Origin of the sequence: Streptomyces ardesiacus (assembly GCF_003112575.1) — a bacterium.
Classification (GTDB): Bacteria; Actinomycetota; Actinomycetes; order Streptomycetales; family Streptomycetaceae; genus Streptomyces; species Streptomyces ardesiacus.
Genome location: NZ_BEWC01000001.1, coordinates 1370526 through 1394682 on the forward strand (window position 1 = coordinate 1370526; position 24157 = coordinate 1394682).

Consider the following 24157-nt stretch of genomic DNA (forward strand, 5'->3'; position numbering starts at 1 on the left):
GGCCGCACCGGCGCGGGCCCCCGTGAGGTGCCCGCGCCGGTGCGGTGCCGCGTACCGCGCGTCTGTCCGACCGGACGGTCAGAGGGTGTCGGCGGCCAGGGCCTCGATCGCCTTGCGGACGCCTTCGCCGTAGGCCGGGTCGGCCTTGGTGCAGTTGGCGATGTGCCGCGCGACGGTCTGCTCCGAGGCGCCGTTGATCGCGCGCGCCGTGTTCTCGAAGAGAACCTGCTGCTGCTCCGGGGTCATCTGCCGGAACAGGTTGCCGGGCTGCTCGAAGTAGTTGTCGTCGTCCTCGCGGTAGTTGAACCGGTCGGCGACGGCACCCACGGCCAGCGCGGGCTCGCGGTAGGCGGGCTGCTCCTGCCAGCGCCCGTAGGAGTTGGGCTCGATGCCCGGGGTGGCACCCTGGTTGCCGTCGACGCGCATGGCGCCGTCGCGGTGGAAGGAGTTCACCGGGCTCTTCGGGGCGTTGACCGGGATCTGGTGGTGGTTGACGCCGAGACGGTAGCGCTGGGCGTCGCCGTAGGAGAAGAGGCGGCCCTGCAGCATCCGGTCGGGGGAGAAGCCGATGCCCGGGACCACGTTGGCCGGGCTGAAGGCGGCCTGCTCGACGTCCGCGAAGTAGTTGTCGGGGTTGCGGTTCAGCTCCCACTCGCCGACCTCGATCAGCGGGTAGTCCTTCTTCGACCAGACCTTGGTGAGGTCGAAGGGGTGGAAGCGGTAGGTCTCCGCGTCGGCCTCCGGCATGATCTGCACGAACAGCTTCCACTTCGGGAAGTCGCCGTTCTCGATCGCGTCGAAGAGGTCGCGCTGGTGCGACTCGCGGTCCTTGCCGACCAGGGCCTCGGCCTCGGCGTCGGTGAGGTTCTTGATGCCCTGCTGGGTGCGGTGGTGGAACTTGACCCAGAACCGCTCGCCCTCGGCGTTGACGAAGCTGTAGGTGTGCGAGCCGAACCCGTGCATGTGCCGGTACGAGGCCGGGATGCCGCGCTCGGACATCACGATGGTGACCTGGTGCAGGGCCTCGGGGAGGTTGGTCCAGAAGTCCCAGTTGTTCTCGGCGTTGCGCAGGTTGGTGCGCGGGTCGCGCTTCACCGCGTGGTTGAGGTCCGGGAACTTCAGCGGGTCACGGAAGAAGAAGACGGGGGTGTTGTTGCCGACGAGGTCCCAGTTGCCCTCCTCGGTGTAGAACTTCACGGCGAAACCGCGGATGTCGCGCTCGGCGTCGGCGGCACCGCGCTCACCGGCGACCGTGGAGAACCGGGCGAACAGCTCGGTCTTCTTGCCGACCTCGGAGAAGATCTTCGCGCTCGTGTAGCGCGTGATGTCGTGGGTCACCGTGAAGGTGCCGAAGGCGCCCGAGCCCTTGGCGTGCATCCGGCGCTCCGGAATGACCTCGCGGTCGAAGTGGGCGAGCTTCTCCAGGAACCACACGTCCTGCAGCAGCATCGGCCCACGCGGACCCGACGTCAGGGAGTTCTGGTTGTCGGGAACCGGTGCACCGGCAACCGTGGTCAGCGGCTTCTGGTTGTTCTCAGGCAAGGCTTGCTCCTCGGAGTGGTTCTTCGCATGACGCTCAAGGCCTGACGGTCCCGGCCGGCCGGCGGTCCGGGGCAAGCTGCCCCGCGCGTTCATGGACACACCCTACCTTGGACAGGATCTAAGGCAAGGCGCTATCCAGAGCGATATCGGCTCTTGAGTTGGCGCCGTTCCCTGCTAGGGTGCTGCCCATGAGTGATCTCCTGGAGAGGCTTCGCGAACGCGGCTGGCGCCTGACGGCCCAGCGCCGCGTCGTCGCCGAGGTCCTCGACGGAGACCACGTGCACCTGACCGCCGACGAGGTGCACGCCCGCGCCGCGGAGCGACTGCCCGAGATCTCCCGGGCGACGGTGTACAACACGCTGCGCGAACTGGTCCACCGGGGAGAGGTCCTCGAGGTCGCGACCGACGGCCGCGCCAAGCGCTACGACCCGAACGCCCACCGCCCCCACCACCATCTGCTCTGCTCGCGCTGCGGCTCGATGCGGGACGTACGGCCGACGGGCGACCCCCTCGCCGACCTCCCGGCGTCCCAGTCCTTCGGTTTCACCGTCTCCGAGGTCGAGGTCACGTACCGCGGCGTCTGCCCGGACTGCGCGGCCTGAGGCCACTCATCCCTTCGGGGCGCCCAGAGCGCCGTCCTCCCCGTCCGCCGACACAGTGGTGACTGAGCCACCAGGCTCCGGGAGGAAGAGAGGCGCGGCATGGGAATCGGGATCCTCGGCGGTACGGGGCCGACCGGCTCGCCCGGATGAACGCGCACGCCGGTGCCGCAGCCGGGAGCCCGGCGCCCAGGGGCATCCTCCGGGGCCGGCCCGAGCAGTGGCTGTTCAAGGGCATCTACGGCCTGGTGCTGGCGAGTGCCCTGGTGGCCGCGCTGGACGTGCCGGGGGAGAAGGCCAACCCGGGTCAGGACGCGCTGTGGGTGCTGCTCACCGCGCTGGTCTCCGCCGTGGCCCACGGGTACGCCCACGTCATCGCCCGGCGTGCGTCCGGCGACGGCGCGGCCCGGCCGGGCAGGGTGCGCGCCGTGCTCGACGAGTGGCCGCTGGTCGCCGCCGCGCTGCCGACCGTCGTACTGGTGCTCGCGGCCTCGGCCGGGTGGTGGGCGGAGGAGACGGCCGTCGACACGGCCCTGGGGCTGAACACCGTCTCCCTCTTCTGCCTGGGTGTCACGGCCGCCCGCGCCGCCGGGCTCGGCCGCCTGGCCTCCTGCCGGGCGGGCGCCCTCGACATGCTGCTCGGCCTGGCGATCATCGCCGCGGACGCACTGATCGACTAGCGCCTGCCGCCCGGTCAGTCGCCGAGCGCCTCCGTCATGGCGTCGAGGTCGGACAGCAGTGCCGCGAGACGGTCCGCGGGGACACCGCTGATCATGCGCACCTCGATCGCGTAGACCGCCCGGCGGGCGGCGTGCAGGCGTTCCCTCCCGGCCGCCGTGAGGTGCACGGGCAGGGCGCGGCCGTGTTCGGCGGACTGCGGCCGTGTGATCAGCTCCGCGTCCTTGAGCCCGCGCAGGACGACGTTGGCCGACTGCCGGGTGACGAAGGTGCCGCGGGCGAGGTCGGCGTTGGACAGGCCGGGCTGCTCGTCGAGGAGCTCGAGGCAGGAGTACTGCGGGACGGTCAGCCCGTGCTCCCGCAGTGCTCGGTCCATGGCGGTGCGCAGGGCGGCCGAGGCGCGCTTGAGGCGGTACCCCACGTGCTCGGTGACGTCCTTGGCGGCGTGCGGCGGGGGAACGGGCGTCGGAGTCTCCATGTCAGCATTTTGACATGCGAGCGCGCGCCCGCCTATCGTCCCCATGTCAAAGCCCTGACATCGAGGTCCTGGCATCACAGTCCTGGGCCCAACATCTCCGGAGGACACCATGACCGCCGCCGTCGAAGGTCCCGACTTCATCGCCCTGCAGGTCACGGACGTGCCCGCCGCCGCGGCCTTCTTCGAGGAGCACCTCGGCCTGCGCCGCGCCCCCGCGTCTCCGCCCGGCGCGGTGGTCTTCGCCACCAGCCCGGTCCCCTTCGCCGTCCGGGAACCGCTCCCGGGCACCGACCTGACCGGCGACGCCGTCCCCGGCCTGGGCGTGGCCCTGTGGCTGCGCACCGACGACGCCCCCGCGCTGCACGCACGGCTCGTCGACGCCGGTGTCGAGGTCGCGGGTCCGGTGCAGGACAGCCCCTTCGGGCCGATGTTCACCTTCACCGGGCCCGGGGGCTACCGGCTCACCGTCCACGGAGGCTGAGGCCGCTCGCGGCGGCCGGGCGCGGCCTCAGTCCTCGACCCAGCCGTGGCCCTCGCTGAACTTCAGGAGGGCGCCGCGGATGGTGAGGACCTGTTCCGCGGTCAGCTGCGGACTCGAGGTCAGCAGCAGTTCCGTCACGTCGCGCCGGTACTCGTCGGAACTCAGCACGTCGCACAGCGGCTGGCCGTTCTCGTCGGACATCGGGGCCCGGGGCGCGGACTCCTGCCGGCGCCGCGGGGGCCCGGCCACCTCGCCCTCGGGGAGGCGGATGCCCGACGCCTTGAGCCCGCGCTCGCCGCGCTCCACGTCGAACTCCACGACCAGACCGGAGCGGACGTACTCCTCGGGGATGAGCAGATCATTCACGTGCAGGAAGATGTCCTCGCCGCCGTCCTCCGGCGCGATGAACCCGTAACCCCGCGTAGCGTCGAAGCGCACCACACGACCCGCGACCATACCGACCCCCAGCCCACTGGAAACCACACGGCTCCGAGGCCCTTCCCCGAAGCCGTGTGCATGCTATCGGGCCGGGTCGCGGCGAGTGCGCCGGGACCCGGCCCGGACGGCGCCTCGCGGGGTCCGGCTCAGCGCAGGACGCGCCAGCGGTTGTCGGCCGTGCCGTCGTCCGCGTCCTGGACGACGAAGGCGCCGACGGCGGGGGAGCCGTTCCGGACGGCGAGCAGCTTCCCGCTGTGGGCGTTGCGGATGGTGCAGGTGCCGTCGCCCAGGTCCTGGAGCGTCCACCGGTGGTCGGCGGTGCCGTTGTCCGACCACTGCAGCACGGCGGCGCCGTCGGCCGTGGACATGTCGAGCACGCCCAGCACCTTCCCGCTGTGGACGTTGCGCAGGCGGTGCGTGCCACCCGCGTCGGGCACCAGCTCCCAGTCGTGGTCGGCGGTCCCGGAGTCGGTCCACAGCAGGGCCCGGCCGCCGTCGGCCGTGGACATGTCCTGGATGCCCAGCACCAGACCGCCGACGGCGTTGGCGATGCGGACGGAGGCCAGGCCACCGGTGTTCCAGTAGACGGTGTAGTTGTGCCCGTGGGCGTCGTGGAACGGGCCGAGGTCCACGGCGGCACCGTTCGCCGTCGCGGTGAAGGCGAGCGCGGCCGAACCGGTCCGCCTGACCGAGCCGACGTCCAGGGAGGGCAGGGAGGACAGCGCGGTGTCGCCGTAGTCGCCGGACAGGACGACCGGGCCGTGGGTGACGGCACCGACGTTCGGATTGTCGGGGGCGGGCCGTACGACGGTGCGCATCGGCAGCCGGACGGTGACGGTGTCCCCGGAGGCCCAGGCGCGTTCCACGGTGGCGTAGGTCCCGGGCGTGGCGGTGATGTCCTGCGCGACGCCGTTGACGCCGACGACGGCACCGTCGGTCCAGCCCGGGATGCGCACGCGCAGCGCCCAGGTGCCGCCCGCGTCGCCGGTGATGCGGAGGGTGGTCGTGTCGCTCACCGGGTACGAGGTGGTCTGGGTGACGGTGATGCCGCGCGCGGCCCAGGTGAGGACCGAGGGGACGAACAGGTTCACGGTCAGGGTGGTGCCGCCGTCGTGGAAGTAGACGGAGTCCATCAGCCGGGTGTGCATCTCCAGACCGGTGCCCTGGCAGCACCAGAACGTGGTGTAGTCGGTGCTCCAGGTGCCGCCGCCCCACGCCGGACCCACGCCGCGCCGTCCGCCCGGCCTCAGCGGGGTGAAGTAGGTGACGTGGCCGTGCGGGTCGGCCGGGTTCTGCTGGCCGGTCATGTGGTTGAGCCACGCCTGCTCGTAGAAGTCGAACAGCTCGGCCCGGTCCGGCGTCAGCGTGAACAGCTCCCGGGTGAGGGTGAGCATGTTGACGGTGTTGCAGCTCTCGCAGGTGTCGTTCGCCAGGTGCGCGGCGATGGCGTTCGGGGCGCGGAAGTGCTCCGCCTGGCTGTTGCCGCCGATGGCGTAGGTGTGGGCGCCGACGCACATGTTCCAGGCGTTGGCGGCGATGTCCCGGTAGCGCGTCGTGCCGGTGGCCTTGTACGCGCGCACGGCCCCGATCCACTTGGGCACCTGCGTGTTGGCGTGCAGCCCCGCCAGCCGGTCCTGGTTCGCCGCCAGCGGGTCGAACACCGCGGCGTGGTCGAAGCGTTGGGCGACGGCCTGCCACCGGGCGTCGCCGGTCTGCCGGCCGAGGTCGGTCAGGACGGCGTTCATGCCGCCGAACTCGGTCTCCAGGACGGCCTGCATCCGTGCGGTGCTCAGCCGGCCGGTGCGCCGGTCGACCCAGTCCGCCAGGGCGAGCAGGACGTCACGGGCCCGGGCGCTGCCGAGGAGCCGCCACACCTCCAGCAGACCGGCGAGGGTCTTGTGGACCGTGTAGTACGGCACGTTGCCGTTGACCGGCGCCCCGGACTCCAGGGCGTCGAAGTCCGACTCGGGGTAGCCGCAGAGGTACCCGGCGCCGAAGCCCGCGGCGCCGTTGTTGGCCTGGCACTTGGCCAGTTCGGCCACCATGTACAGGGCCTTGTCCCGGCAGACGGTGTCGCCGGTCGCGGCGTACGCCTGCGCCCACGCGGTGAGGAAGTGGCCCTGCACGTGGCTGCGGAAGGGGAAGTCGGGGGCCTCCCAGCCGCCGGTCGCGGCGGCTCCCCCGGTGGACAGGCGGTGGTTGGCGCGGAAGTTGTACAGCAGCCGGTCCACGTCGACGAACCGCAGATAGTTCAGGGTGCGGTTCTGGTTGTCCAGCCACCTGCTCGCGGTCAGCCTGACCCGGCCGAGGTCGAAGGGGAAGGCCAGCGCCCCGACGTCGGGCCGGACCGGCGCAGGGGCCGCTCCGTGGGCGGGGGAGCCGGCGGCGGGGGAGCCGGCGGCGAGGGGGCCGACGGCGGTGGCGGCGGCCGTCGTTCCGGCGGCCTGGAGGAGGCGCCTTCTGCTGAGGGGAGCGGGCATGGAACCACCTTTGCGTGCGCCGTGCGGGGACAGGGGACGGAGGACCGTGGTTCGTCTGTCGCTGCGTTCGTCATGTCGAACGTCGTTCGTGAAATCGTCGCGACCTTAGTTCCGGCATCCACGGCCGTCAATGCATCCGGCACGCACGGCCGTCCATGCGTCCAGCACGCACGGCCGTCCATGCGTCCGGCACCCTCCGGCCCCTCGCCGTGGCCCCGGGCCCGGCTGTCGGCCGGCTGTCGGCGGCGCGTGCGCGCTGTCGGTGATCTGTCGGCGAGCGGTGCGACCTTGAGCGGGCCGGTGCTCTCCAGGAGCACGCCGTCCGCAAGCCAAGGAGCCTGTCATCGTGTCCTCCCCATCCCAGAACCGACCGTGGGACGTGCACCGGCTGCCGTCCGCCGAGGGGAAGAACGTCCTCGTCACCGGCGGGAACGCCGGAATCGGCTACTTCGCCGCCGAGCAGCTCGCCACCACCGGGGCCCTCGTCGTCATCGGCAGCCGGGACCCCGGCCGGGCCGAGACCGCCCTGGCCTCGATCCGCTCGCGCGTCCCCGGAGCGCGCGTACGGCACCTGCGCCTGGACCTCGCCGACCTGCCGTCCCTGAAGACCGCCGCGGACGGACTCGGCCTCGACCGTCTCGACGCGGTGGTCCACAACGCGGGCGTCGCGCTCGACGACCCGCCGCGCCGGCAGACCGGGGACGGCCACGAGCTGATGTTCGCCACCAACCACCTCGGCCACTTCGCGCTGACCCGGTGGCTGGCCCCCCTCCTGTCCGCCGCACCGGCGGGCCGCGTCGTGACGGTCGGAAGCTTCGCGGCGCGGTCCGAGCGACTGGACCTCGACGATCTGCAGTCGCTGCGGGACTACCGCCCCAAGCGCACCTACGGACGGTCGAAGCTGGCGCAGATGAGCTTCGGTTTCGAACTCGACCGCCGGCTGCGCGCCCTCGACAGCACGGTCCTCAGCGTGGTGGCCCACCCCGGCGGCGCCCTGGACTCCCTCACTCCCTCCCGTCCGCCGCTCAGCGTGGCGACCCCCGGCGAGCGGCTGCGCGGGCTGCCCGCGGGGCTCCTCGTGCAGGGCAAGTACGCCGGAGCGTGGCCGCTCGTCCGTGCCGTCCTCGACCCCGGCGTACAAGGAGGGCAGCTCTGGGGGCCGAGGGTCTTCGGGCTGCGCGGCCGGCCGCGACGCGAGCCCGTCCCCGCGCACATGGCCGACCCGTCCGTCGCCGCGCGCCTGTGGGCCGCCGGCACGGAACTGACCGGGGTCGATCCGGACCTCGGCTTCCGGCGGGCGCGGACCGCTCCCCACGGCCGATGTGGCTAATGTGAGCGGCATGAGCGAACAAACGGAACGTTCCGTAGTCGTCGAACGCACGGGCGGCGGCCGGTTCGTCGCCACCAACGCCCGCGGCGGATCGATCAGTTTCGGTACGTCCCCGGAGAGCGGCCAGGACACCGGGTTCACCCCCGTCGAGCTGTTCCTGGCCGCGATCGGCGGCTGCACGGCCGTGGACGTCGACATCGCCACCGCCCGTCACGCGGAGCCCGCCCGCTTCTCCGTGACGGTCAGGGGGGACAAGGTCAGCGACGACCTGGGCAACCGCCTCACGAACCTTGAAGTCGCGTTCACCGTGGACTTCCCGGACGGCGAGGGAGCCGAACGCGCCCGTGCGATCCTGCCCCGCGCGGTCAAGGCCTCCCACGACCGTCTCTGCACCGTGAGCAGGACCGTCGAGACCGGCACACCGGTGACCACCACGGTCACCGAGGCCTGACCCGCACGCCGGGTCCGCGCACCGCCGTCTCCCGGCGGGAGCCCGGCGCCTCCGTGCGGGTGGCCGCCCGTGGTGCCTGCCCCGCCCCGGAGCAGCCGCCCGCTGTGATGGCGGCATGACTTTCGAACGGCCGATGTATCGCGTCAAGCGGCGGCTCCTCGGCAGGCCCCTCACGACCGAGCGCGTCAGTGAGGAGAAGCTGGGCAAGCCGGCGGCGCTCGGGGTACTCGCATCCGACTGCATCAGTTCCTCGGCCTACGGCTCGGAGGAGATGCTCCGGGTCCTCGTGCCGGTCGTCGGAGCGGCCGCCTTCACCATGGTCATGCCGGTGACCGGTGCGATCCTGCTGGTGCTGCTGCTCCTGACGCTCTGCTACAGCGACGTCGTGACGATCTACACCCGGGCCGGCGGGTCCTACGTGGTGGCGCGGGAGAACTTCGGGCCGAACGTCGCCCAGGTCGCCGCCGTGGCCCTGCTCGTCGACTACGTCGTCACGGTGGCCGTCCAGGTGTCGGCCGGCACGAACGCGCTGATCTCCCTCGCCCACCTGGCCGGCCACGGCTGGACGGGGCTGGACCACCTCCAGCTCCCGGTGTCGGTGGGGGTGATCGTGCTGCTGTGCTACGGAAACCTGCGCGGAGTGCGCGAAGCGGGCCGGACCTTCGCGCTGCCCGCCTATCTCTTCATGGCGGCGATGGGCCTGGTCTTCCTCGTCGCGGCGGTGCGGGCGGTGACGGGCGGACTGCCGCACGCCGACCTCCATGCTCCGGGTGTCGTGCCGCTCGGAACCCCCGGCGACGGCTGGCTCTACGGCGCCTCGGTCTTCATCGTGCTGCGTTCCTTCGCCAACGGCGGTTCGTCGCTCACCGGGCTCGAAGCCATCTCGAACGGCATCTCCGCCTTCCGCGAACCGCAGGGCCGCAACGCCCGGGTGACCCTGATCACCATGAGTTGTGTGCTCGCCGTCCTGGTCCTGGGCGTCTCCACCCTCGCCCACGTCACCCACGCCGTCCCCTACACCGACGGGACGCCCACCGTCATCGCCCAGGAGGCGAGGCTCGCCTTCGGCACCGGAACGGTGGGAACGGCCGGGCTGGTCTTCGTCCAGTTGGCGACCGCGCTGGTCCTCTACACCGGCGCCAACACCCCCTTCACCGGCTTCCCGTTCCTCGCCAGCTTCGTCGCCCAGGACCGGTTCCTGCCCCGGATGCTCACCCGGCGCGGACACCGGCTGGCCTTCTCCAACGGCATCCTCACGCTCTCCGCCCTCTCGCTCGCTCTGCTGCTCGTCACGGGCGCCAGCGTCGACAAGCTGGTGGCCCTGTACGCGATCGGCGTCTTCACCGCCTTCACCATGGCCGGCAGCGGCCTCACCGCCTACCACCTGCGCAGACGTGAGTCACGGCGCCGGGCGAAGATCACGGTGAACGCGCTCGCGGCGGCCGTCTCCGCCGCCGTCGTGCTGATCTTCGCCGTCACGAAGTTCACGGAAGGCGCCTGGCTGGTCGTCGTGGTCTTCCCGCTCGGGGTCTGGGCGCTGATCCGCATCAACCGCGAGTACCGGCGCGAGGCCGCCGCCCTGGAGCAGCTCCCCGCGGGAGCGGACCGGCCGCGTACCCGCCGCCACCGGGTGTTCGTCCTCGTCGAGACGCTGGACCTGGCCACGCTGAAGGCCTTGCGCTACGCCCACGAGCTGCGGCCCGACAGCGTCCGTGCCGTGCACTTCGCCATCGACGAGGCGCACGCGCGCCGCCTGTCCGCCCGCTGGGCGTCGACGTCCGCGACCTCGGTCGAGCTGGAACTGGTGGCCTGCCCCGACCGCCGTCTGCGGCACGCGATGCGGGAACTGGCCGCGCGCACCACGCAGGACGGCGACACGTCCCTGACGGTGCTCGTGCCCCGGCGGATGTACGCCAACGCCCTCGGCAAGCTCCTCCACCGGGGGACCGGCGAGAAGATGTCGAGGGCCCTGGAGCAACTGCCGCACATCGCGGTCACGATCCTGCCGTTCAACGCGTCACGCGCCATGCAGGCACTGGAGTCGCACCGCTCGCCCGACCTGGACTGACCGGGTTGCGGCAGCGGCATAGAGTATTGCTCATGAAGCACGAAGGGGCAGGGGTGGAAGACGGGCAGCTGGACAGCCTGGTACGCACACGGATCCGGGCGCTGCGCGTCGCCCAGGGCTGGTCGCTGGAGGAGCTGGCCGGCCGCGCCAACCTCAGCCAGTCCTCGCTGAGCCGCATCGAGAACGGCCGGCGCCGCCTCGCCCTGGACCAGCTCGTCACTCTCGCCCGCGCCCTGGACACCACCCTGGACCAGCTCGTCGAGAACGCCTCCGCCGACGTCGTCGTCAGCCCGATGATCGACGCCGCGCACGGTCTGCTGCGCTGGCCGGTCAAGGGCGATCCCGGCATGAGCGTGATGCGTCAGCGGCTGACCGATCCGCCGCCCGGCAACCCGGCGCAGATGCGCGCCCACCCCGGCCACGAGTGGCTGGTGGTCCTGTCCGGCACCGCCGTCCTCATGCTCGGCCACCGGCGCTTTCGCGTCGAGACCAACCAGGCCGCGGAGTTCCCCACCATGACGCCGCACGCGATCGGCGCCGAGGGCGGGCCGTGCGAGATCCTCGGCATCTTCGACCGCGACGCCCGCCGCGGCCACCAGAAGACCCCGGGCGCCGGCGGCTCGGAAGCCGACTGCACGGACACCCAGGGGTACATCGGATAGCGGACCACAGTCCGCCGGACCCACCGGGGGGGCGGGCCGTCTTGCGCGGCGGGCAGCAAACCGAGCCATCTGTTTGCGCATCGCGCAAGGTCTTGCCCGAACGGCGCATGGCGGACTTACGGTGATGCCATGACCCCGACGCACCGGCACACCTCCCACCACGACGCGCCCGCTCACCACCCCGGCCACGGCCACGGCGGCGACCACGAGCACGACGATCCCGGTCAGGCGGAGATCCTCGATCTGGACGCCGAGGTGCTCGCCGAGCACCTCGCGTCCGTCACCGCCTGGCTGCCGCTGACCAGCGAGCCGCGTCTGATCGTGGACCTGGGCTGCGGCACCGGCACGGGCACCTTCGCGCTCCTCGAACGCTTCCCCGACGCGCACGTCACCGCCGTCGACAACTCGGCCGGACACCTCCGGATCCTGAGCGAGAAGGCACGCGCCCGCGGAGTCGAAGAGCGCGTACGGACCGTGCGGGCCGACCTGGACAGCGACCATTGGCCCGACCTCGGCACGCCCGGCCTGGTGTGGGCGTCCGCCTCGATGCACCACATGGCCCGCCCCGAACGCGCCCTGCGCAGCGTCCGTGAACTGCTCGCCCCCGGCGGCCTGTTCGCCGTCGTCGAGCTCGCCGGCTTCCCCCGCTTCCTGCCCGCCGACGCCCCGGAGGACCGGCCCGGCCTCGAAGAGCGCGCCCACGCCGCGACCGACAGCTTCCACGCCGAGCACGTTCCGCACCGCGGCGCCGACTGGGGGCCGATGCTGGCCGCCGCCGGCTTCACCGTCGAGGACGAGCGCACCCTCACCGTCGACATCGAGGGCGGGCGCAGCGAAGCGATCGGCCGCTACGCCCATGGCAGCCTGCAGCGCCTGCGCGGCGTGGCCGCGCCCGTCCTCGACCCCCAGGACCTCGCCGCACTCGACGAACTCCTGGACACCGACGGCCCGAACAGCATCCTGCGCCGTACGGACCTCGCCGTACGCACCGAACGCACCGTCTGGGCCGCTCGCCGAGCCGCCGCAGGAGGGTGAGGAGACGCGGGCCGACACGCAGGCGATCCGGTGCGGGGGCGCGGACGCCCCCGCACCGGTGGGACGGCCGGTCAGGCCTTCAGCGTGTCCGGGGCGGTGTGCGGCTCGGCGGCGAGCAGCGCGGTGATCTCGTCGGCGAGGCGCGGTCCGAGTTCGCCCCAGCCGTCCTTGTAGCCGTAGACCGCGGCCAGGGTGCGGGCGTCGTAGTCGCCGTTGAGGATCTCGATGTCCGTGGCCGTGATGAGCCCCGGGTGGGCCACGCCGACGGCCGCCGAGATCTTCGTCAACTCCTTGCGCAGCGTCCGCAGATACACGGCGGCCCGGGTGGCCTTCGACTCCGGGTCGAGACCGCGGGCCAGCCACGCGTTCTGGGTGGCGACGCCCGTGGGGCACTTGTCCGTGTGGCACTTCTGCGACTGGATGCAGCCGATGGACAGCATCGCCTCCCGGCCCACGTTGACCATGTCGGCGCCGAGGGCGAAGGCGACCGCTGCGTTGTCGGGCAGCCCGAGCTTGCCGGAGCCGATGAACGTCAGGTCGTCGGTCAGCCCCTGCTCGGCGAAGGTGCCGTAGACCCGGGAGAAGCCCATCCGGAAGGGCAGCGACACGGAGTCCGTGAAGGTGAGGGGCGCCGCACCGGTGCCGCCCTCGCCGCCGTCGACGGTCACGAAGTCGACCCCGCGGTCGCCCCGCGCCATCAGCGTGGCCAGCTCGCGCCAGAAGTCCATCTCGCCCACCGCGCTCTTGATGCCGACCGGCACACCGGTCTCGGTGGCGATCAGCTCCACGAAGTCCAGCATCGAGTCGACGTCGCCGAACGCGGTGTGGCGCGACGGCGAGGCGCAGTCCTTGCCCTCGGGGATGCCGCGGATCGCGGCGATCTCCGGCGTCACCTTGGCCCCGGGCAGCATCCCGCCCAGCCCCGGCTTGGCGCCCTGGGAGAGCTTGATCTCTATCGCCCTGACCGGGGCGCCCGCGACCACTTCCTTGAGCTTGCCGAGATGGAAGCTGCCGTCCTCGTTGCGGCAGCCGAAGTACGCGGTGCCGATCTGGAGGACGAGGTCGGCACCGTTGCGGTGGTAGGGGGACAGCCCGCCCTCGCCCGTGTTGTGCATCGTCCCGGCCAGCGCGGCGCCCTTGTTGAGAGCCGTGACCGCGGCGCCGGAGAGCGAGCCGAAGCTCATCGCCGAGATGTTCACGACGCTGTCGGGCCTGAACGCCTTGGCCCGGCCGCGGGGGCCGCCCAGCACCTTGGCGGACGGCACGGCGGCGGGCAGGTCGGGCCGGCCGTGCGACTCGGGCAGGCTCCGGGCGAAGGTGCGCTGCTTCACGTACGCGCGTCCCTGCACGTGTTCGACGTCGACGTCGGTGCCGAATCCGAAGTAGTTGTTCTCCTCCTTCGCCGACGCGTAGATCCACGTGCGCTGATCCCGGCTGAAGGGCCGTTCCTCCTCGTTGGACGTCACGATGTACTGCCGCAGCTCCGGACCGATGGTCTCCAGCAGGTACCGGGCGTGCCCGACCAACGGGAAGTTCCGCAGCAGCGCGTGCTTCTTCTGGAGGAGGTCGCGGGCGGCCACCACGGCCAGTGCCGCTGCGGTCGCCGTGCCGATGCTCCGGGCGCGCATGAGTCTTCCCCTTCTCGTCGGCCGGCCCCGTCGCCCCGTCGGTGGACATCTGGTCGTGCGGGCGGCGGGCACGGCCGAACCGGTGTCGGTGTCCGCCAAAGAACGCAGTGCGATCGTAGGGGGAGCCGGCCGGGCGGCGTGCGGCCGGGTACGACCGCGGGCGCACACCCTGCCAAAGCGCCCCGGTCCGGCGGCCGGCCGGAGGGCTGCGGTGCCGCAGCCTCAGGAACGGGCCCGCTCCTCCTGGGCGTCGGTGAGCGCACGGACCATGAACGCGCAGGCCACCGCGGCGCCGACGATCGCGACGTCCGCCACCAGCAGCGGGGTGACACCGCTGTAGGCACGGGCGATGACCTCGTCCGTCGTGTCGGCGTACATCAGGCCCACCCCGCTCACAAGACCGACCAGCCACAAGACCCACCACACGGTGACGACGCGGGGCAGGCGGGCGTCCGGGGCGCCGGCACGGTGCACGTCGGCGACGACCCCGCGAGGCACCCAGAGGTTGGCCAGGGGGACGATCCAGCCGAGGTACACCCAGGGCGAGGAGTAGTTCAGCCGTCCTCCGGACAGCAGGCGCGCGTTGTCACGGGCCCGTGACAGCCATGCCAGGAAAGCCACCGCGCAGAGCACCGTGGTGACGTCACCCGCCCTGCTGACGAGATGGTAGGCGTCCTCCAGGGCGGTCAGCGGGCGGTGCTGCCCGCCGCCCTGGTCCGGTGGGCCGGAGAGCGGCTGCCCGGCGACGGCGAGCCGAATCTGCCACACCCCTCTGGCAGTCCAGGCCACGCCCGCCAGGGCGAGGGCCACGGTCACGCAGCGGGCGGCCCCCGTGAGGGGTTGCAGGGCAGATGTCTTGCCGTCGTCGTTCATCCGGTCATCCTCCAGCATGAGGGAAGACCACGCCGACCACCCCTGCCCGCACCGGGTCCGGTGGCCGGCTCGGACGCCCGGCCTCAGCGCAGGGTGAGCGGGGGCGCGGAAGAGACGTGGGACAGGTCCGACGGCAGGGGAGGGCCTAGGCGGCCGGCCGGGTGGTCGCCCGGACCGGTGCCTGCTGTGCGTCCAGGGCCTTCTGGCGCGAGGTGTTCCCCTTCATGCGGTGCAGACGGTACCCGCCGGGCCGGTGTGCCTCGTCGGACAGGTGCTTGAGAATGCCCTTGCACACGGCCTCCTTCATCCTCGCGCCGAGGCGGCCGTCGACGTGCAGCCACACCGCGACGTCGGACCGGTTGCCGAACTGGAAGATGCCGGTGCGCCGGCCCAGGCTGATGCACTGTGCGCCGAAGGACTGCTTGAGGGGCTCGGGCCGTTCGCCCGCGATCAGGCTGAGCACCGTGTCGGCGGCGCGTGCGCCCAGGGGCATCGCGGCCTGGCAGCTCATCCGCAGCGGCAGGCCCGACGGCGCCGCCGAGTCGCCGGCCGCGACGATGCGGTCGTCGTCGACACTCGTCAGCGTCTCGTCCGTGAGCAGCCGGCCCACGGCGTCGGTACTCAGCCCGCTGCGCGCGGCCAGGTCCGGCACACCGAAGCCGGCGGTCCAGACGGTCACGTCGCTCGGCACCTCGCGGCCGTCGGCGAGCCGCACGGCACGGCGGGTCACCGCCGTCACCGTGGCGCGGGAGCCGTCGAGGACGCTCACGCCGAGTGCCGCGAGCCGCCCGGCCACCGAACGCCGGCCCCGCGTGTGGAGGTAGGGGCCGAGCACTCCGCCGCAGACCAGGGTGACGGCACGGCCCTGTTCGGCCAGTTCGGCGGCGGTCTCGATGCCGGTGGGCCCGGCTCCGACCACCGTCACCGCGGCCGTCTTCGGCGCGGCGTCGAGGACCGGCCGTAGCCGCCGGGCCTCCTCCAGGGTGGCGATCGGGTGGGCGAACTCGGCCGCCCCGGGGACATCGGGGTCGGCGCTGCCGCTGCCCACGGCGTAGACCAGGTAGTCGTAGCCGACCGTGCCGCCCGACGCCAGCGTGACCCTGCGGGCGCCCGGGTCGATCCGCGCCACGGTGCCGGCCACCAGCCGCACGCCCTCGGCGAGGACCTCCCGGTAGTCCACGACCGCGGCGTCGGACCCGCCCACCAACTGGTGCAGCCGGACGCGGTGCACAAAGGCGGTACGCGGGTTGACCAGGGTCACGGCCACGTCGTCGCGCTGCGTCAGCCGGTTCGCCGCCATGACGCCGGCGTACCCGCCGCCGACCACCACCACGTGTGTGTTCTCAGCCATGATGCCTCCCTCGTTTCGAGCGGTTCGCACACAAGACACCGCGTCCTCGGAGGGTGTGACAGGCTGTGAGCCGGATCACGTCAGCCGCCGCACCACGATGCACCGACCGTGCACGACCCAGGAGCGACACCATGAGATGGGACGATCGCCGCGTCGTCATCACGGCCGCGGGCCGCGACTTCGGGCGCACCCTGGCCATCGCCCTCGCGGACCTCGGCGCCGAGGTCTTCCTCTCGGCCCGCGAACTCACGGCCGCTCGGCGCGTCCGCGACGAGATCCGCCGCGGCGGCCGTCAACGGGTGCACGCCTTCGCCTGCGACCTGACCAGCCCCGCGTCGATCCGCGCCTTCGCCTCGGACGTCGCGGAACACACGGACCGAGTCGACCTGCTCGTCAACAACGGCTCCCGCTACCTCGCGGGGCCGGACCTGCTGTCCGCCGCCGACGACGACGTCGTCGACACCATCGCCTCCGGCGCCACCGGCACGGTCCTGACCACGAAGAGCTTCCTCCCCCTCCTCATCAACTCCCCGGCGCCCGACGTCGTGACGATGGTCTCCGCCTGCGGAACACCGGGCCACCACCGCTCGGACGCGCACGACGCCTTCTACGCGGCCAAGAGCGCCCAGGCCGGGTTCGTCGAGATCCTCTCCAAGCGGCTGCGCCCTCAAGGGGTCCGGGTGATCTCGCTCTACCCGCCCGACTTCGACAACGCCGACCCGCTCTCCGAGGAGTGGCACACCACCTCGCGCCAAGCCGGGGACGCCCTGTCCGCGCACTCGCTGGTGGAGTGCGTCCTCTTCGCCGTCGCCCAGCCCCGCGACTGCTTCATCAAGGCCTTCCACTTCGAACAGGCATAGGCGCGCGAGGAGTCGGCCCCGCTCGCAGGGCGGCGTCGGTCCGCAGGCCCGCACCGCCCGGCCCCGGCCACGGGCGGTGCGGGCCGCTCACGGCCGCTCCCGGCTGCGCCTTCGGCCGGTCGGCAGGGGCACGGGCTCCGGGCCGGGGACCACGGTGTTCGTCAGCGTGCCGATGCCCTCGACGGTGAGGGCGACGGTGTCGCCGGGCTTCAGCGGCGGCGGGGTCCGCTCGCCGCGCCGGCCCCACAGCTCGGCCAGGCAGCCGCCGTTGCCGCAGGTGCCCGACCCGAGGACGTCACCCGGCACGACGCGCGTGCCGCGCGAGGCGTAGGCGGTCATCTCCTCGAAGGTCCAGCTCATGTGGGAGAGCAGGTCCTCGCCGATCCTCTCGCCGTTGACCTCGGCGGTCAGCGCCAGGCGCAGGAACCCCTCGGTGTCGCGGTACGGCTCCAGTTCGTCGGCGGTGACGAGGCAGGGGCCGAGGGAGGTGGCGGTGTCCTTGCCCTTGCAGGGGCCGAGCCCCACCTTCATCTCCGCGCCCTGGAGGTCGCGTGCGGACCAGTCGTTGAACACGGTGTAGCCCACGATGTGCTCGCGGGCCTGCCCGGGGGTGAGGTCGCGGCCCTCCCGCCCGATCACGGCGCCCACCTCCAACTCGAAGTCCAGCACGGCGGACCCGGGCGGTACCGGGATGTCGTCCCGGTGGCCGTAGACCGCGTGCGGGTTGGTGAAGTAGAAGGTCGGCGCCGCGTACCACTGCTCGGGGACCCCGGCGACGCCGTCCACCGAGCGGCGTACGCCCTCGACGTGCTCCTCGAACGTGACGAAGTCCCGTACCGAAGCGGGCCGCAGCGGGGGCAGCAGCCGAACCTGGGACACGTGGGGGCCGGGTGGGACGTCCAGGGCGGCCCGTCCGGCGGCGAGCAGTCCGGGCAGGCCGTCGGTCCGGGCGAGGAGGCCGGTGAGCGAGGTGACGCCGGGCAGCGGGTGGAGGGTGCCGTCGTCCTCCACGACGGCCACCCGGTGACGGTGACGGTGTTCGTAGGCGGCGAAACGCATGTGCGGCTCCTGGGGCAAAGGGCTCGGCCGAGGCGGGGGTCAGACCGGCGGGGCGACGAAGACGCCGCGGTCGGGGTCGTTGAAGGACTCCTTGGCGACGAGTTCGTTCATGGGGTTGGCGGTGCCCCACTGGTCGGTGACCTCGGGCTGGGAGAAGTCGTAGACGTGGGGGTGCCAGGTGTCCTCGTCCAGGTTCTCCAGCTCGGTGGTGTACTCGACGGTGTTGCCGTGCGGGTCGAGGAAGTACGTGAAGGTGTTGTCCCCGGCCAGGTGCCGTCCGGGGCCCCAGATCTTGCGGAAGCCGGCCCGCATGACCCGGCCCGAGCCGCGCATGTACTCGTCGAGGCCGCGCATCTCGAAGGAGACATGGTGCAGGGAGGTGTGCGGGCCCTTGGCCAGGGCCATGGAGTGGTGCTGGTTGCTGATCCGCATGAAGTGCATGACCTCGCCCATGTGCGGCGAGCCGAGCGTGTCGGAGAGGGCGAAGCCGAGGTGGCGCTCGTACCACTCCCGGGTGCGGTTCAGGTCGGGGGAGTTGAGGACGACGTGGGAGAGCTTGACCGGGATGGACTCCTTCTCCTCGATCCTGCGGTGCTGCCTGACCTCGACGTCGGCGGAGACCTCGACGGTGCGGCCGTCGACGTCGAAGAAGCGGAAACCGTATCCGCCGCCGGGGGTGTCGACCCTGCCCGGCCGGGAGACCAACTGCACGCCGCCCGCCAGCAGCCGCTCGGCGAGGGTGTCGACGTCGGCCGTGTTCGCGGCACCGTAGGAGACGAGGTCAAGGCGCTTCTCCTCGGCCTTGCGCAGCCGGACGACGTACTGCTCGGGGGAGCCCTCGGCGGCGAGGAAGGAGAGGCCGGAGTCCTCGGCGACCTTGGTCAGGCCCCAGACGCCCGCGTAGAAGTCGAGTTGCTTGTCGTAGTCGGGCACGGCGAGGTCGACGTGCCTCAGGTGGGTGAGCAGACGCATGGTGTCAGTCCTTCCTCAGGAGGGTGGCCGCGTTGCCGCCGCGGACGGCGTGGAAGTCGGCGTCGGACAGGCGCGCGGCACGCAGGGCGCCGACGGGGTCCTCGGTGCCCATGTCGAAGGGGAAGTCGGAGCCGAGCAGCACCCGGTCCGGGCCGGCCACGCGGACCAACTCCCGCAGCACGTGCGGGTCGTGGACGAGGGAGTCGAAGTACAGCCGCTTCAGATAGCTGCTGGGCGGGTGCGCGCACCCGGCGCCCGCGTCGGAGCGGGCGGACCAGGCGTGGTCGGAGCGGCCGAGGTGGGTGGGCAGGTAGCCGCCGCCGTGCGCGGCGATCACCTTCAGCCGGGGATGCCGGTCGAGGGCCCCGGAGAAGATGAGGTGGGACAGCGCGACGGCGTTCTCCGTGGGCTGACCGACCGTGTTGGACAGGTACCACTGGTCCAGCCGTTCGTCCAGGGTGCAGCCGAAGGGATGGAGGAAGACGAGTGCGCCGGTCTCCTCGGCCCGCGCCCAGAAGGGCTCGTACGCCGGGTCGGACAGCTCGCGTCCCGGGGCGTGGCTGGAGATCTCCACCCCGGCCAGGCCCTGCTCCAGGGCGTGGTCCAGGGCCGGGACCGCCTGCTCCGGATGCTGGAGGGGGACCAGTCCCAGCCCGCGCAGCCGCTCGGGGGCGGCCGCACAGTGCGCGGCCGTGGCCTCGTTGGCGAGCCGGTACAGCTTCTCGGCCGTGTCCCGGTCGGCCCAGTAGTGGTAGTGCGAGGGGGAGGGGCTGACCAGTTGGACGTCCACGCCCTGCGCGTCCATCGCCGCGAGGCGCACCGTCACGTCCGTCAGGCGGGGGATGCGCTCGCGCACCATGGGGCCGCTGACGGCGAGGGCGGCGGGGCCGTTGCGGCGGGCGTCCAGCTCCCTGGCCCCGGCGTGTCCGGGCAGTCCGGCGACGAGCGCATCGGCCTCGGGCAGCAGGAGATGGGCGTGCACGTCCACGGTGGGCGCGCTCACGGCGGTCACGGCAGCTCCCGGAGCAGGGTCATCGTGCGGCCCATCAGGCCGGGCACGTCGGCGTCGCGCACCCCGTCGAGCTGCCACTGCCCGATCTGCACGGAAGCCTCCACCACCGGGCGGACACGGCCGATCCGCCGGTCGTGGTACGCCTGGAAGAGGACGTCGTCCCACGCGTCGGCCCCGGCCAGCATCTGCGAGAGCACCCAGGCGTCCTCGAGGGACATTGCGGCCCCCTGGGCGAGGGTGGGCGGGCAGCAGTGCGCGGCGTCGCCGACGAGGACGACCCGGCCGCGGTGCCAGGAGCCCTCGACCAGCATCCGGTCGAACCAGGTGTAGTTCACCAGCGCCGGATCGGTGATGTGTTCGGTGATCTCCGGCCAGAAGCCGCCGTAGTGCCGGGTCAGGCGGCGCATCTCCCGCGCGTACGACTCGGGCGGTATCCCGGCGCGGTCGCGGTTGGCCTCGACGACGTAGGCGTACAGGGTGGTCTCGCTGGTCGGGCAGTAGCCGGCGATGTAGGCCGGGCCGCCGTAGGCGAGGTCGGTGCGGGTCACGCCCGTGGGCCGCGGAGCGGCGATGCGCCAGATGGCCATGCCGGTCGGCTCGGGCTTGTCCGTGATGCCGATCGCGGCGCGGGTGGCGGAACCGAGGCCGTCGGCGGCCACCACCAGGTCGTAGCGGCCCTCGGTGCCGTCGCTGAAGCGTACCGAGACACCGTCCGCGTCCTGGTCCAGTGTCCCGGCGGTGGTGCCCAGACGGACCGACGCGCCGCTCGCCCGTACCGCCTCGATGAGGATCCGCTGGAGCCGCGACCGCTGCATGCCGACGGTGGCGGGCAGGTCGTCCCCGCCGGTGCGCAGGTCGTCCTGGACGTGCAGGACGGTGCCGTCGGGGGCGGTGATCCCGACCGAGCCGAAGCCGAAGCCGGACGCCTGCACCTGGTCCCAGACGCCGAGTGCACGCAGGACGCGCAGCGCGTTGCCCTGGAGGGTGATGCCGGAGCCCGCGGTGGCGTTCCAGTCCTCCCTGGCCTCGATCAGGTCCACCGCGATCCCGGCGCGGCGCAGCAGGATCGTGACGGCGTTGCCGGCCGCGCCGCCGCCGACGACGAGAACCGTGCGGGGTTGGGTCATGAAGAACTCCCTTGTTCCCTCGGTCTACTTGACCGCGATCGGATTGACGGGCGAGCCGACCGCGCCGGTGATGGGCAGGGGGGCGGCGGTGAGCCAGAACTCGTAGCGGCCGTCGTCGGCGCAGTCGTCGGCGAGGGCTTCCAGGTCCCACATCTCGCCGATGAGCAGACCGAGGTGGGGGATGGCGACCTGGTGAAGGGGCTGGAAGGCGTGCTCGAACTCGTTCGGGCGGACCTCGAAGCCCCAGGTGTCGGTGGCGATCGCGGCGATCTCCGTGCCGTGCAGCCAGCCCGCCGTGGTGAACGACAGACCGGGCGCGGGACCGCCCGCGTAGTCGCCCCAGCCCTCGCGGCGGACCCGGGCGAGCTGCCCGGTGCGCACCAGGACGAGGTCCCCGCGGCCGACCGTGACGCCGTGGGCCTCGGCGGTCGCGGTCAGGTGCTCCTCGGTGACCGCGAAACCGTCCGGCAGTTCGCCGCCCTCGCCGGCCACGCGTCCGACGTCCAGCAGCACACCGCGTCCGGCGACGTGCGGGGCCATGTGCTCGATGCCGGTGACCAGGTCGCCGTCGGAGGTGACGACCTGTTCCGAGGGGCGGCCGTTCCATGCCTTGCCGTGGTCGAAGATGTGCCCGAGGCCGTCCCACTGGGTGGAGCACTGCAGCGGCATCGCGATGACGTCGTCGGCGCCGCCGATGCCGTGCGGCAGGCCCTGGTTGCCGAGGGCCGCGTCGGTGCCGGTGTCCAGCATCGTGTGCACCGGGTTGGTGCGCCTGCGCCAGCCCTTCTGCGGTCCGTCGATGTCGAAACGCTGCGACAGGGAGAAGCTGACGCCCCGCCGGATCAGCGCGGCGCCCTCGCGCCGTTTCGCCTCGTCGAGGAAGTTGAGCGTGCCGAGCACGTCGTCCTCGCCCCAACGGCCCCAGTTGGAGTACGCCTTCGCGGCGCGCGCTATGGCTCCCTCGGGGTCGGTGCGGTCCGGGGTCACCGGGACACCTCCGTCACGCAGCGGGTGCGCTGGGCGCCGAGGCCGGTGATGGAGGCGTCCATGACGTCGCCGTCGCGCAGCAGCCGGCCCCAGTGCATGCCGTTGCCGGCGGGGGAGCCGGTGAGCACGAGGTCGCCGGGGAGGAGCCGGGCGGTCTGCGAGGCGTGGGAGACCACGCGCGCGACGCCGAAGATCATGTCCCGGGTGGACTCGTCCTGCATCGTCTCGCCGTTCAGCTTCAGCGTCAGGCGCAGGTCGCCCGGGTCCGCGACCGAGGAGGCGGGCACGATCCACGGGCCCAGCGGAGTGAAGCCCGGCGCGTTCTTGCTGCGCAGCCAGTCGGTTCCGATCTGCGGCATGTCCCGGCGGAAGACGGTGGCCCGGTCGGTCAGGTCGTTGGCGATGGTGTACCCGGCGACGTGCTCCAGGGCCTGCGCCACGGACACCCGGTGGGCGGGCCGGCCGATCACCGCGGCCAACTCCAGCTCCCAGTCGGGCTTCTCGGCCCACGCGGGCAGTACGACGTCGTCGTAGGCCCCGGTGACCGCGCTCGGCAGGCCGATGAACACGTACGGCAGGTCCTCGGCGGCCCGCCGGTCCATGATCTCCGCGGCCTCCGCACGCCGCTGAGCCTCCGGCCGCTCGTCACCCGGGGCCCGGTGCGCGACGTGCAGGTCGATGACGTGCTGCCGGTAGTTGGCGCCGGACTGGAACACCTGGAGCGGCTCGACGGGGGCGTGCACGCGGAACTCCGTCAACGGCCTGCGCACGAGGGAACGGTCGCCGGCCAGGACGGCCAGCCGCGGCGCCACCGAGTCCCACGCCTCCAGGATCCCGCGCACGGTCGGGACGGTGCCGCCGAGGGCGGGGCGCAGGTCGAGCACCTGGGCGTCGGGTGTGACGAGGGCGGGGAAGGCGGGGCCCTCGGGAGCGGACAGAGTGGCCAGCGCGAAGGGTCCGGCGAAGAGTGCGGACGCGGCTTCAGGTTTCACGGACATGTCCTCCTGATTGCGATGGCACTAATGTGGACCGCCCTTCGTGATCAGGGAAATCAATTCCGTGGATGACGGTCATCCACGGAGCGAATTCCCGCAGGTCGCCGCCGCACAGCCAGGGAAACCGCCGTGAATCTCAGTAGCCTGGACCTCAACCTCGTCGTCGCCCTGCGCGCCCTCCTGGAGGAGCGCAACGTGACCCGTGCCGGGCAGCGCGTCGGCCTCAGCCAGCCGGCGATGAGTGCGGCGCTCTCCCGCCTGCGCCGTCACTTCGACGACGACCTGCTGGCCCGCGTCGGCGGCCACTACGAACTCACCGCCCTCGGCCAGGTGCTCCTCGACCGCGTGTCCACCGCCTACGACCTGCTGGAGCGGCTCTTCGCCAGCCAGGCGGACTTCGACCCGGCCAAGGAGAGCCGCGAGTTCAAACTCCTGGCGTCCGACTACGCCGTCGCCGTCTTCGGCGCCGAACTCGCCCGGGTCGTGCACCAGGAGGCCCCCGGTATCCGGCTGCGCTTCGCCCAGACGCCGACCACCGTCGTGGACGCCACGGACACCCTGCTGAGCGCCACCGACGGCCTGCTCATGCCCCACGGCGTCATCAGCGACTTCCCCGCAACCGATCTCTACGAGGACCGGTGGGTCTTCCTCGTCGCCGAGGACCACCCGAGCGTCGGGGACCGGCTCACCCGCGAAGACCTGGCGCGGCTGCCCTGGGTCACCTACCAGCGCACCTACGACGCCCCGGCCGTCCGCCAGCTCGGCATGCTGGGCATCGAGCCCCGGGTGGAGGTCTCCGTCGACGTCTTCCAGATCATGCCCCTGCTGGTCAGCGGCACCCGGCGCATCGCCCTGATCCAGGCCCGCCTGGCCCGGCTCCTGGCTCCGCTCGCCGCCGTTCGCGTACTGGAGCCGCCCTACGAGGCCGTGCCCCTGCGGGAGGCCATGTGGTGGCACCCGGTGCACACCCATGACGCGGCCCACATCTGGCTGCGCGAGACCGCCGCCCGCGTCGGCAGGCGGATGGCCGACGAGCCCCGACGCTGAGCGG

The 24157-nt window shown here is 72.4% G+C and carries 23 protein-coding genes; 10 read left to right on the forward strand and 13 right to left on the reverse strand.

Annotated elements, in window-relative coordinates; genetic code table 11:
• Positions 1-78 precede the first annotated feature (78 nt).
• Positions 79-1542, reverse strand: coding sequence for a catalase (locus tag Sdi02f_RS05955; protein ID WP_031083887.1), 1464 nt, complete (start codon positions 1540-1542; stop codon positions 79-81).
• Between the two features lie 188 nt (positions 1543-1730).
• Between Sdi02f_RS05955 and Sdi02f_RS05960 the strand changes: the two genes are divergently transcribed.
• Both Sdi02f_RS05960 and Sdi02f_RS05965 read left to right on the forward strand, forming a co-directional pair.
• Entirely contained in the window at positions 1731-2144 is a 414-nt protein-coding gene (locus tag Sdi02f_RS05960) for a Fur family transcriptional regulator (protein ID WP_030401211.1), read from the forward strand.
• A gap of 146 nt (positions 2145-2290) precedes the next feature.
• The gene (locus Sdi02f_RS05965) at positions 2291-2821 is read left to right on the forward strand and encodes a hypothetical protein (protein WP_030401210.1); all 531 of its coding nucleotides are present in this window, start codon (positions 2291-2293) and stop codon (positions 2819-2821) included.
• Between the two features lie 14 nt (positions 2822-2835).
• Here the strand turns inward: Sdi02f_RS05965 and Sdi02f_RS05970 are convergent, their stop codons facing one another.
• Entirely contained in the window at positions 2836-3297 is a 462-nt protein-coding gene (locus Sdi02f_RS05970; RefSeq protein WP_030401209.1) for a MarR family winged helix-turn-helix transcriptional regulator, read from the reverse strand.
• Between the two features lie 109 nt (positions 3298-3406).
• Between Sdi02f_RS05970 and Sdi02f_RS05975 the strand changes: the two genes are divergently transcribed.
• A complete protein-coding gene (locus tag Sdi02f_RS05975; protein ID WP_030401208.1) occupies positions 3407-3778 on the forward strand; it encodes a VOC family protein in 372 nt (123 codons plus the stop codon).
• Between the two features lie 27 nt (positions 3779-3805).
• On the opposite strand, the gene Sdi02f_RS05980 is transcribed toward Sdi02f_RS05975, so the two are convergent.
• On the reverse strand, positions 3806-4234 hold the full coding sequence (locus tag Sdi02f_RS05980; protein WP_030401207.1) for a cold-shock protein: 429 nt from the start codon (positions 4232-4234) through the stop codon (positions 3806-3808).
• Between the two features lie 128 nt (positions 4235-4362).
• A complete protein-coding gene (locus Sdi02f_RS05985; protein WP_108932817.1) occupies positions 4363-6696 on the reverse strand; it encodes a beta-L-arabinofuranosidase domain-containing protein in 2334 nt (777 codons plus the stop codon).
• Between the two features lie 346 nt (positions 6697-7042).
• Between Sdi02f_RS05985 and Sdi02f_RS05990 the strand changes: the two genes are divergently transcribed.
• The 5 genes from Sdi02f_RS05990 to Sdi02f_RS06010 all read left to right on the forward strand — a co-directional run bounded on the left by Sdi02f_RS05990 (position 7043) and on the right by Sdi02f_RS06010 (position 12242).
• Positions 7043-8026: an SDR family NAD(P)-dependent oxidoreductase gene (locus Sdi02f_RS05990; protein ID WP_051849622.1), complete on the forward strand. Its 984-nt coding sequence runs from the start codon at positions 7043-7045 to the stop codon at positions 8024-8026.
• Positions 8027-8036: 10 nt separating this feature from the next.
• A complete protein-coding gene (locus Sdi02f_RS05995; RefSeq protein WP_030401204.1) occupies positions 8037-8477 on the forward strand; it encodes an OsmC family protein in 441 nt (146 codons plus the stop codon).
• Between the two features lie 115 nt (positions 8478-8592).
• Positions 8593-10545, forward strand: a complete 1953-nt coding sequence (locus Sdi02f_RS06000) for an APC family permease (RefSeq protein WP_030401203.1) — start codon at positions 8593-8595, stop codon at positions 10543-10545.
• Positions 10546-10577: 32 nt separating this feature from the next.
• Positions 10578-11207 (forward strand): helix-turn-helix transcriptional regulator, encoded by a 630-nt coding sequence (locus Sdi02f_RS06005; RefSeq protein ID WP_037798891.1) that lies wholly within the window; start codon positions 10578-10580, stop codon positions 11205-11207.
• 129 nt (positions 11208-11336) lie between these two features.
• Complete coding sequence (locus tag Sdi02f_RS06010) at positions 11337-12242, forward strand: class I SAM-dependent methyltransferase (protein WP_108932818.1); 906 nt, start codon at positions 11337-11339, stop codon at positions 12240-12242.
• A gap of 71 nt (positions 12243-12313) precedes the next feature.
• On the opposite strand, the gene Sdi02f_RS06015 is transcribed toward Sdi02f_RS06010, so the two are convergent.
• The 3 genes from Sdi02f_RS06015 to Sdi02f_RS06025 form a co-directional block, all read right to left on the reverse strand.
• Entirely contained in the window at positions 12314-13870 is a 1557-nt protein-coding gene (locus Sdi02f_RS06015) for an FMN-binding glutamate synthase family protein (RefSeq protein WP_037798887.1), read from the reverse strand.
• Between the two features lie 222 nt (positions 13871-14092).
• Positions 14093-14761, reverse strand: coding sequence for a DUF4328 domain-containing protein (locus Sdi02f_RS06020; protein ID WP_420707246.1), 669 nt, complete (start codon positions 14759-14761; stop codon positions 14093-14095).
• A 127-nt stretch (positions 14762-14888) separates the two neighbouring features.
• Positions 14889-16094 carry an NAD(P)/FAD-dependent oxidoreductase gene (locus Sdi02f_RS06025; protein ID WP_031083873.1) on the reverse strand — a complete coding sequence of 402 codons (1206 nt, stop codon included), beginning with the start codon at positions 16092-16094 and terminating at the stop codon, positions 14889-14891.
• A gap of 131 nt (positions 16095-16225) precedes the next feature.
• On the opposite strand from Sdi02f_RS06025, the gene Sdi02f_RS06030 reads away from it, so the two are divergent.
• A complete protein-coding gene (locus Sdi02f_RS06030; RefSeq protein ID WP_031083871.1) occupies positions 16226-16954 on the forward strand; it encodes an SDR family oxidoreductase in 729 nt (242 codons plus the stop codon).
• A gap of 87 nt (positions 16955-17041) precedes the next feature.
• Here the strand turns inward: Sdi02f_RS06030 and Sdi02f_RS06035 are convergent, their stop codons facing one another.
• Genes Sdi02f_RS06035 through Sdi02f_RS06060 form a run of 6 tightly spaced genes read right to left on the reverse strand, consistent with a single transcriptional unit; the run spans position 17042 to position 23109 of the window.
• Positions 17042-18013, reverse strand: a complete 972-nt coding sequence (locus Sdi02f_RS06035) for a fumarylacetoacetate hydrolase family protein (protein WP_030401196.1) — start codon at positions 18011-18013, stop codon at positions 17042-17044.
• Positions 18014-18052: 39 nt separating this feature from the next.
• Complete coding sequence (locus Sdi02f_RS06040; RefSeq protein ID WP_108932819.1) at positions 18053-18985, reverse strand: VOC family protein; 933 nt, start codon at positions 18983-18985, stop codon at positions 18053-18055.
• A 4-nt stretch (positions 18986-18989) separates the two neighbouring features.
• Positions 18990-19988 (reverse strand): amidohydrolase family protein, encoded by a 999-nt coding sequence (locus Sdi02f_RS06045; protein WP_108932935.1) that lies wholly within the window; start codon positions 19986-19988, stop codon positions 18990-18992.
• A 5-nt stretch (positions 19989-19993) separates the two neighbouring features.
• On the reverse strand, positions 19994-21124 hold the full coding sequence (locus tag Sdi02f_RS06050; protein ID WP_108932820.1) for an FAD-dependent oxidoreductase: 1131 nt from the start codon (positions 21122-21124) through the stop codon (positions 19994-19996).
• Between the two features lie 24 nt (positions 21125-21148).
• A complete protein-coding gene (locus Sdi02f_RS06055; protein ID WP_108932821.1) occupies positions 21149-22111 on the reverse strand; it encodes a cyclase family protein in 963 nt (320 codons plus the stop codon).
• A complete protein-coding gene (locus tag Sdi02f_RS06060; protein WP_108932822.1) occupies positions 22108-23109 on the reverse strand; it encodes a fumarylacetoacetate hydrolase family protein in 1002 nt (333 codons plus the stop codon). Before Sdi02f_RS06060 ends, Sdi02f_RS06055 begins: the two co-directional genes overlap by 4 nt.
• 126 nt (positions 23110-23235) lie before the next feature.
• Here Sdi02f_RS06060 and Sdi02f_RS06065 point away from each other — a divergent pair, with 126 nt between their 5' ends.
• Positions 23236-24153 carry a LysR family transcriptional regulator gene (locus Sdi02f_RS06065; RefSeq protein WP_031083858.1) on the forward strand — a complete coding sequence of 306 codons (918 nt, stop codon included), beginning with the start codon at positions 23236-23238 and terminating at the stop codon, positions 24151-24153.
• Positions 24154-24157: the final 4 nt, after the last annotated feature.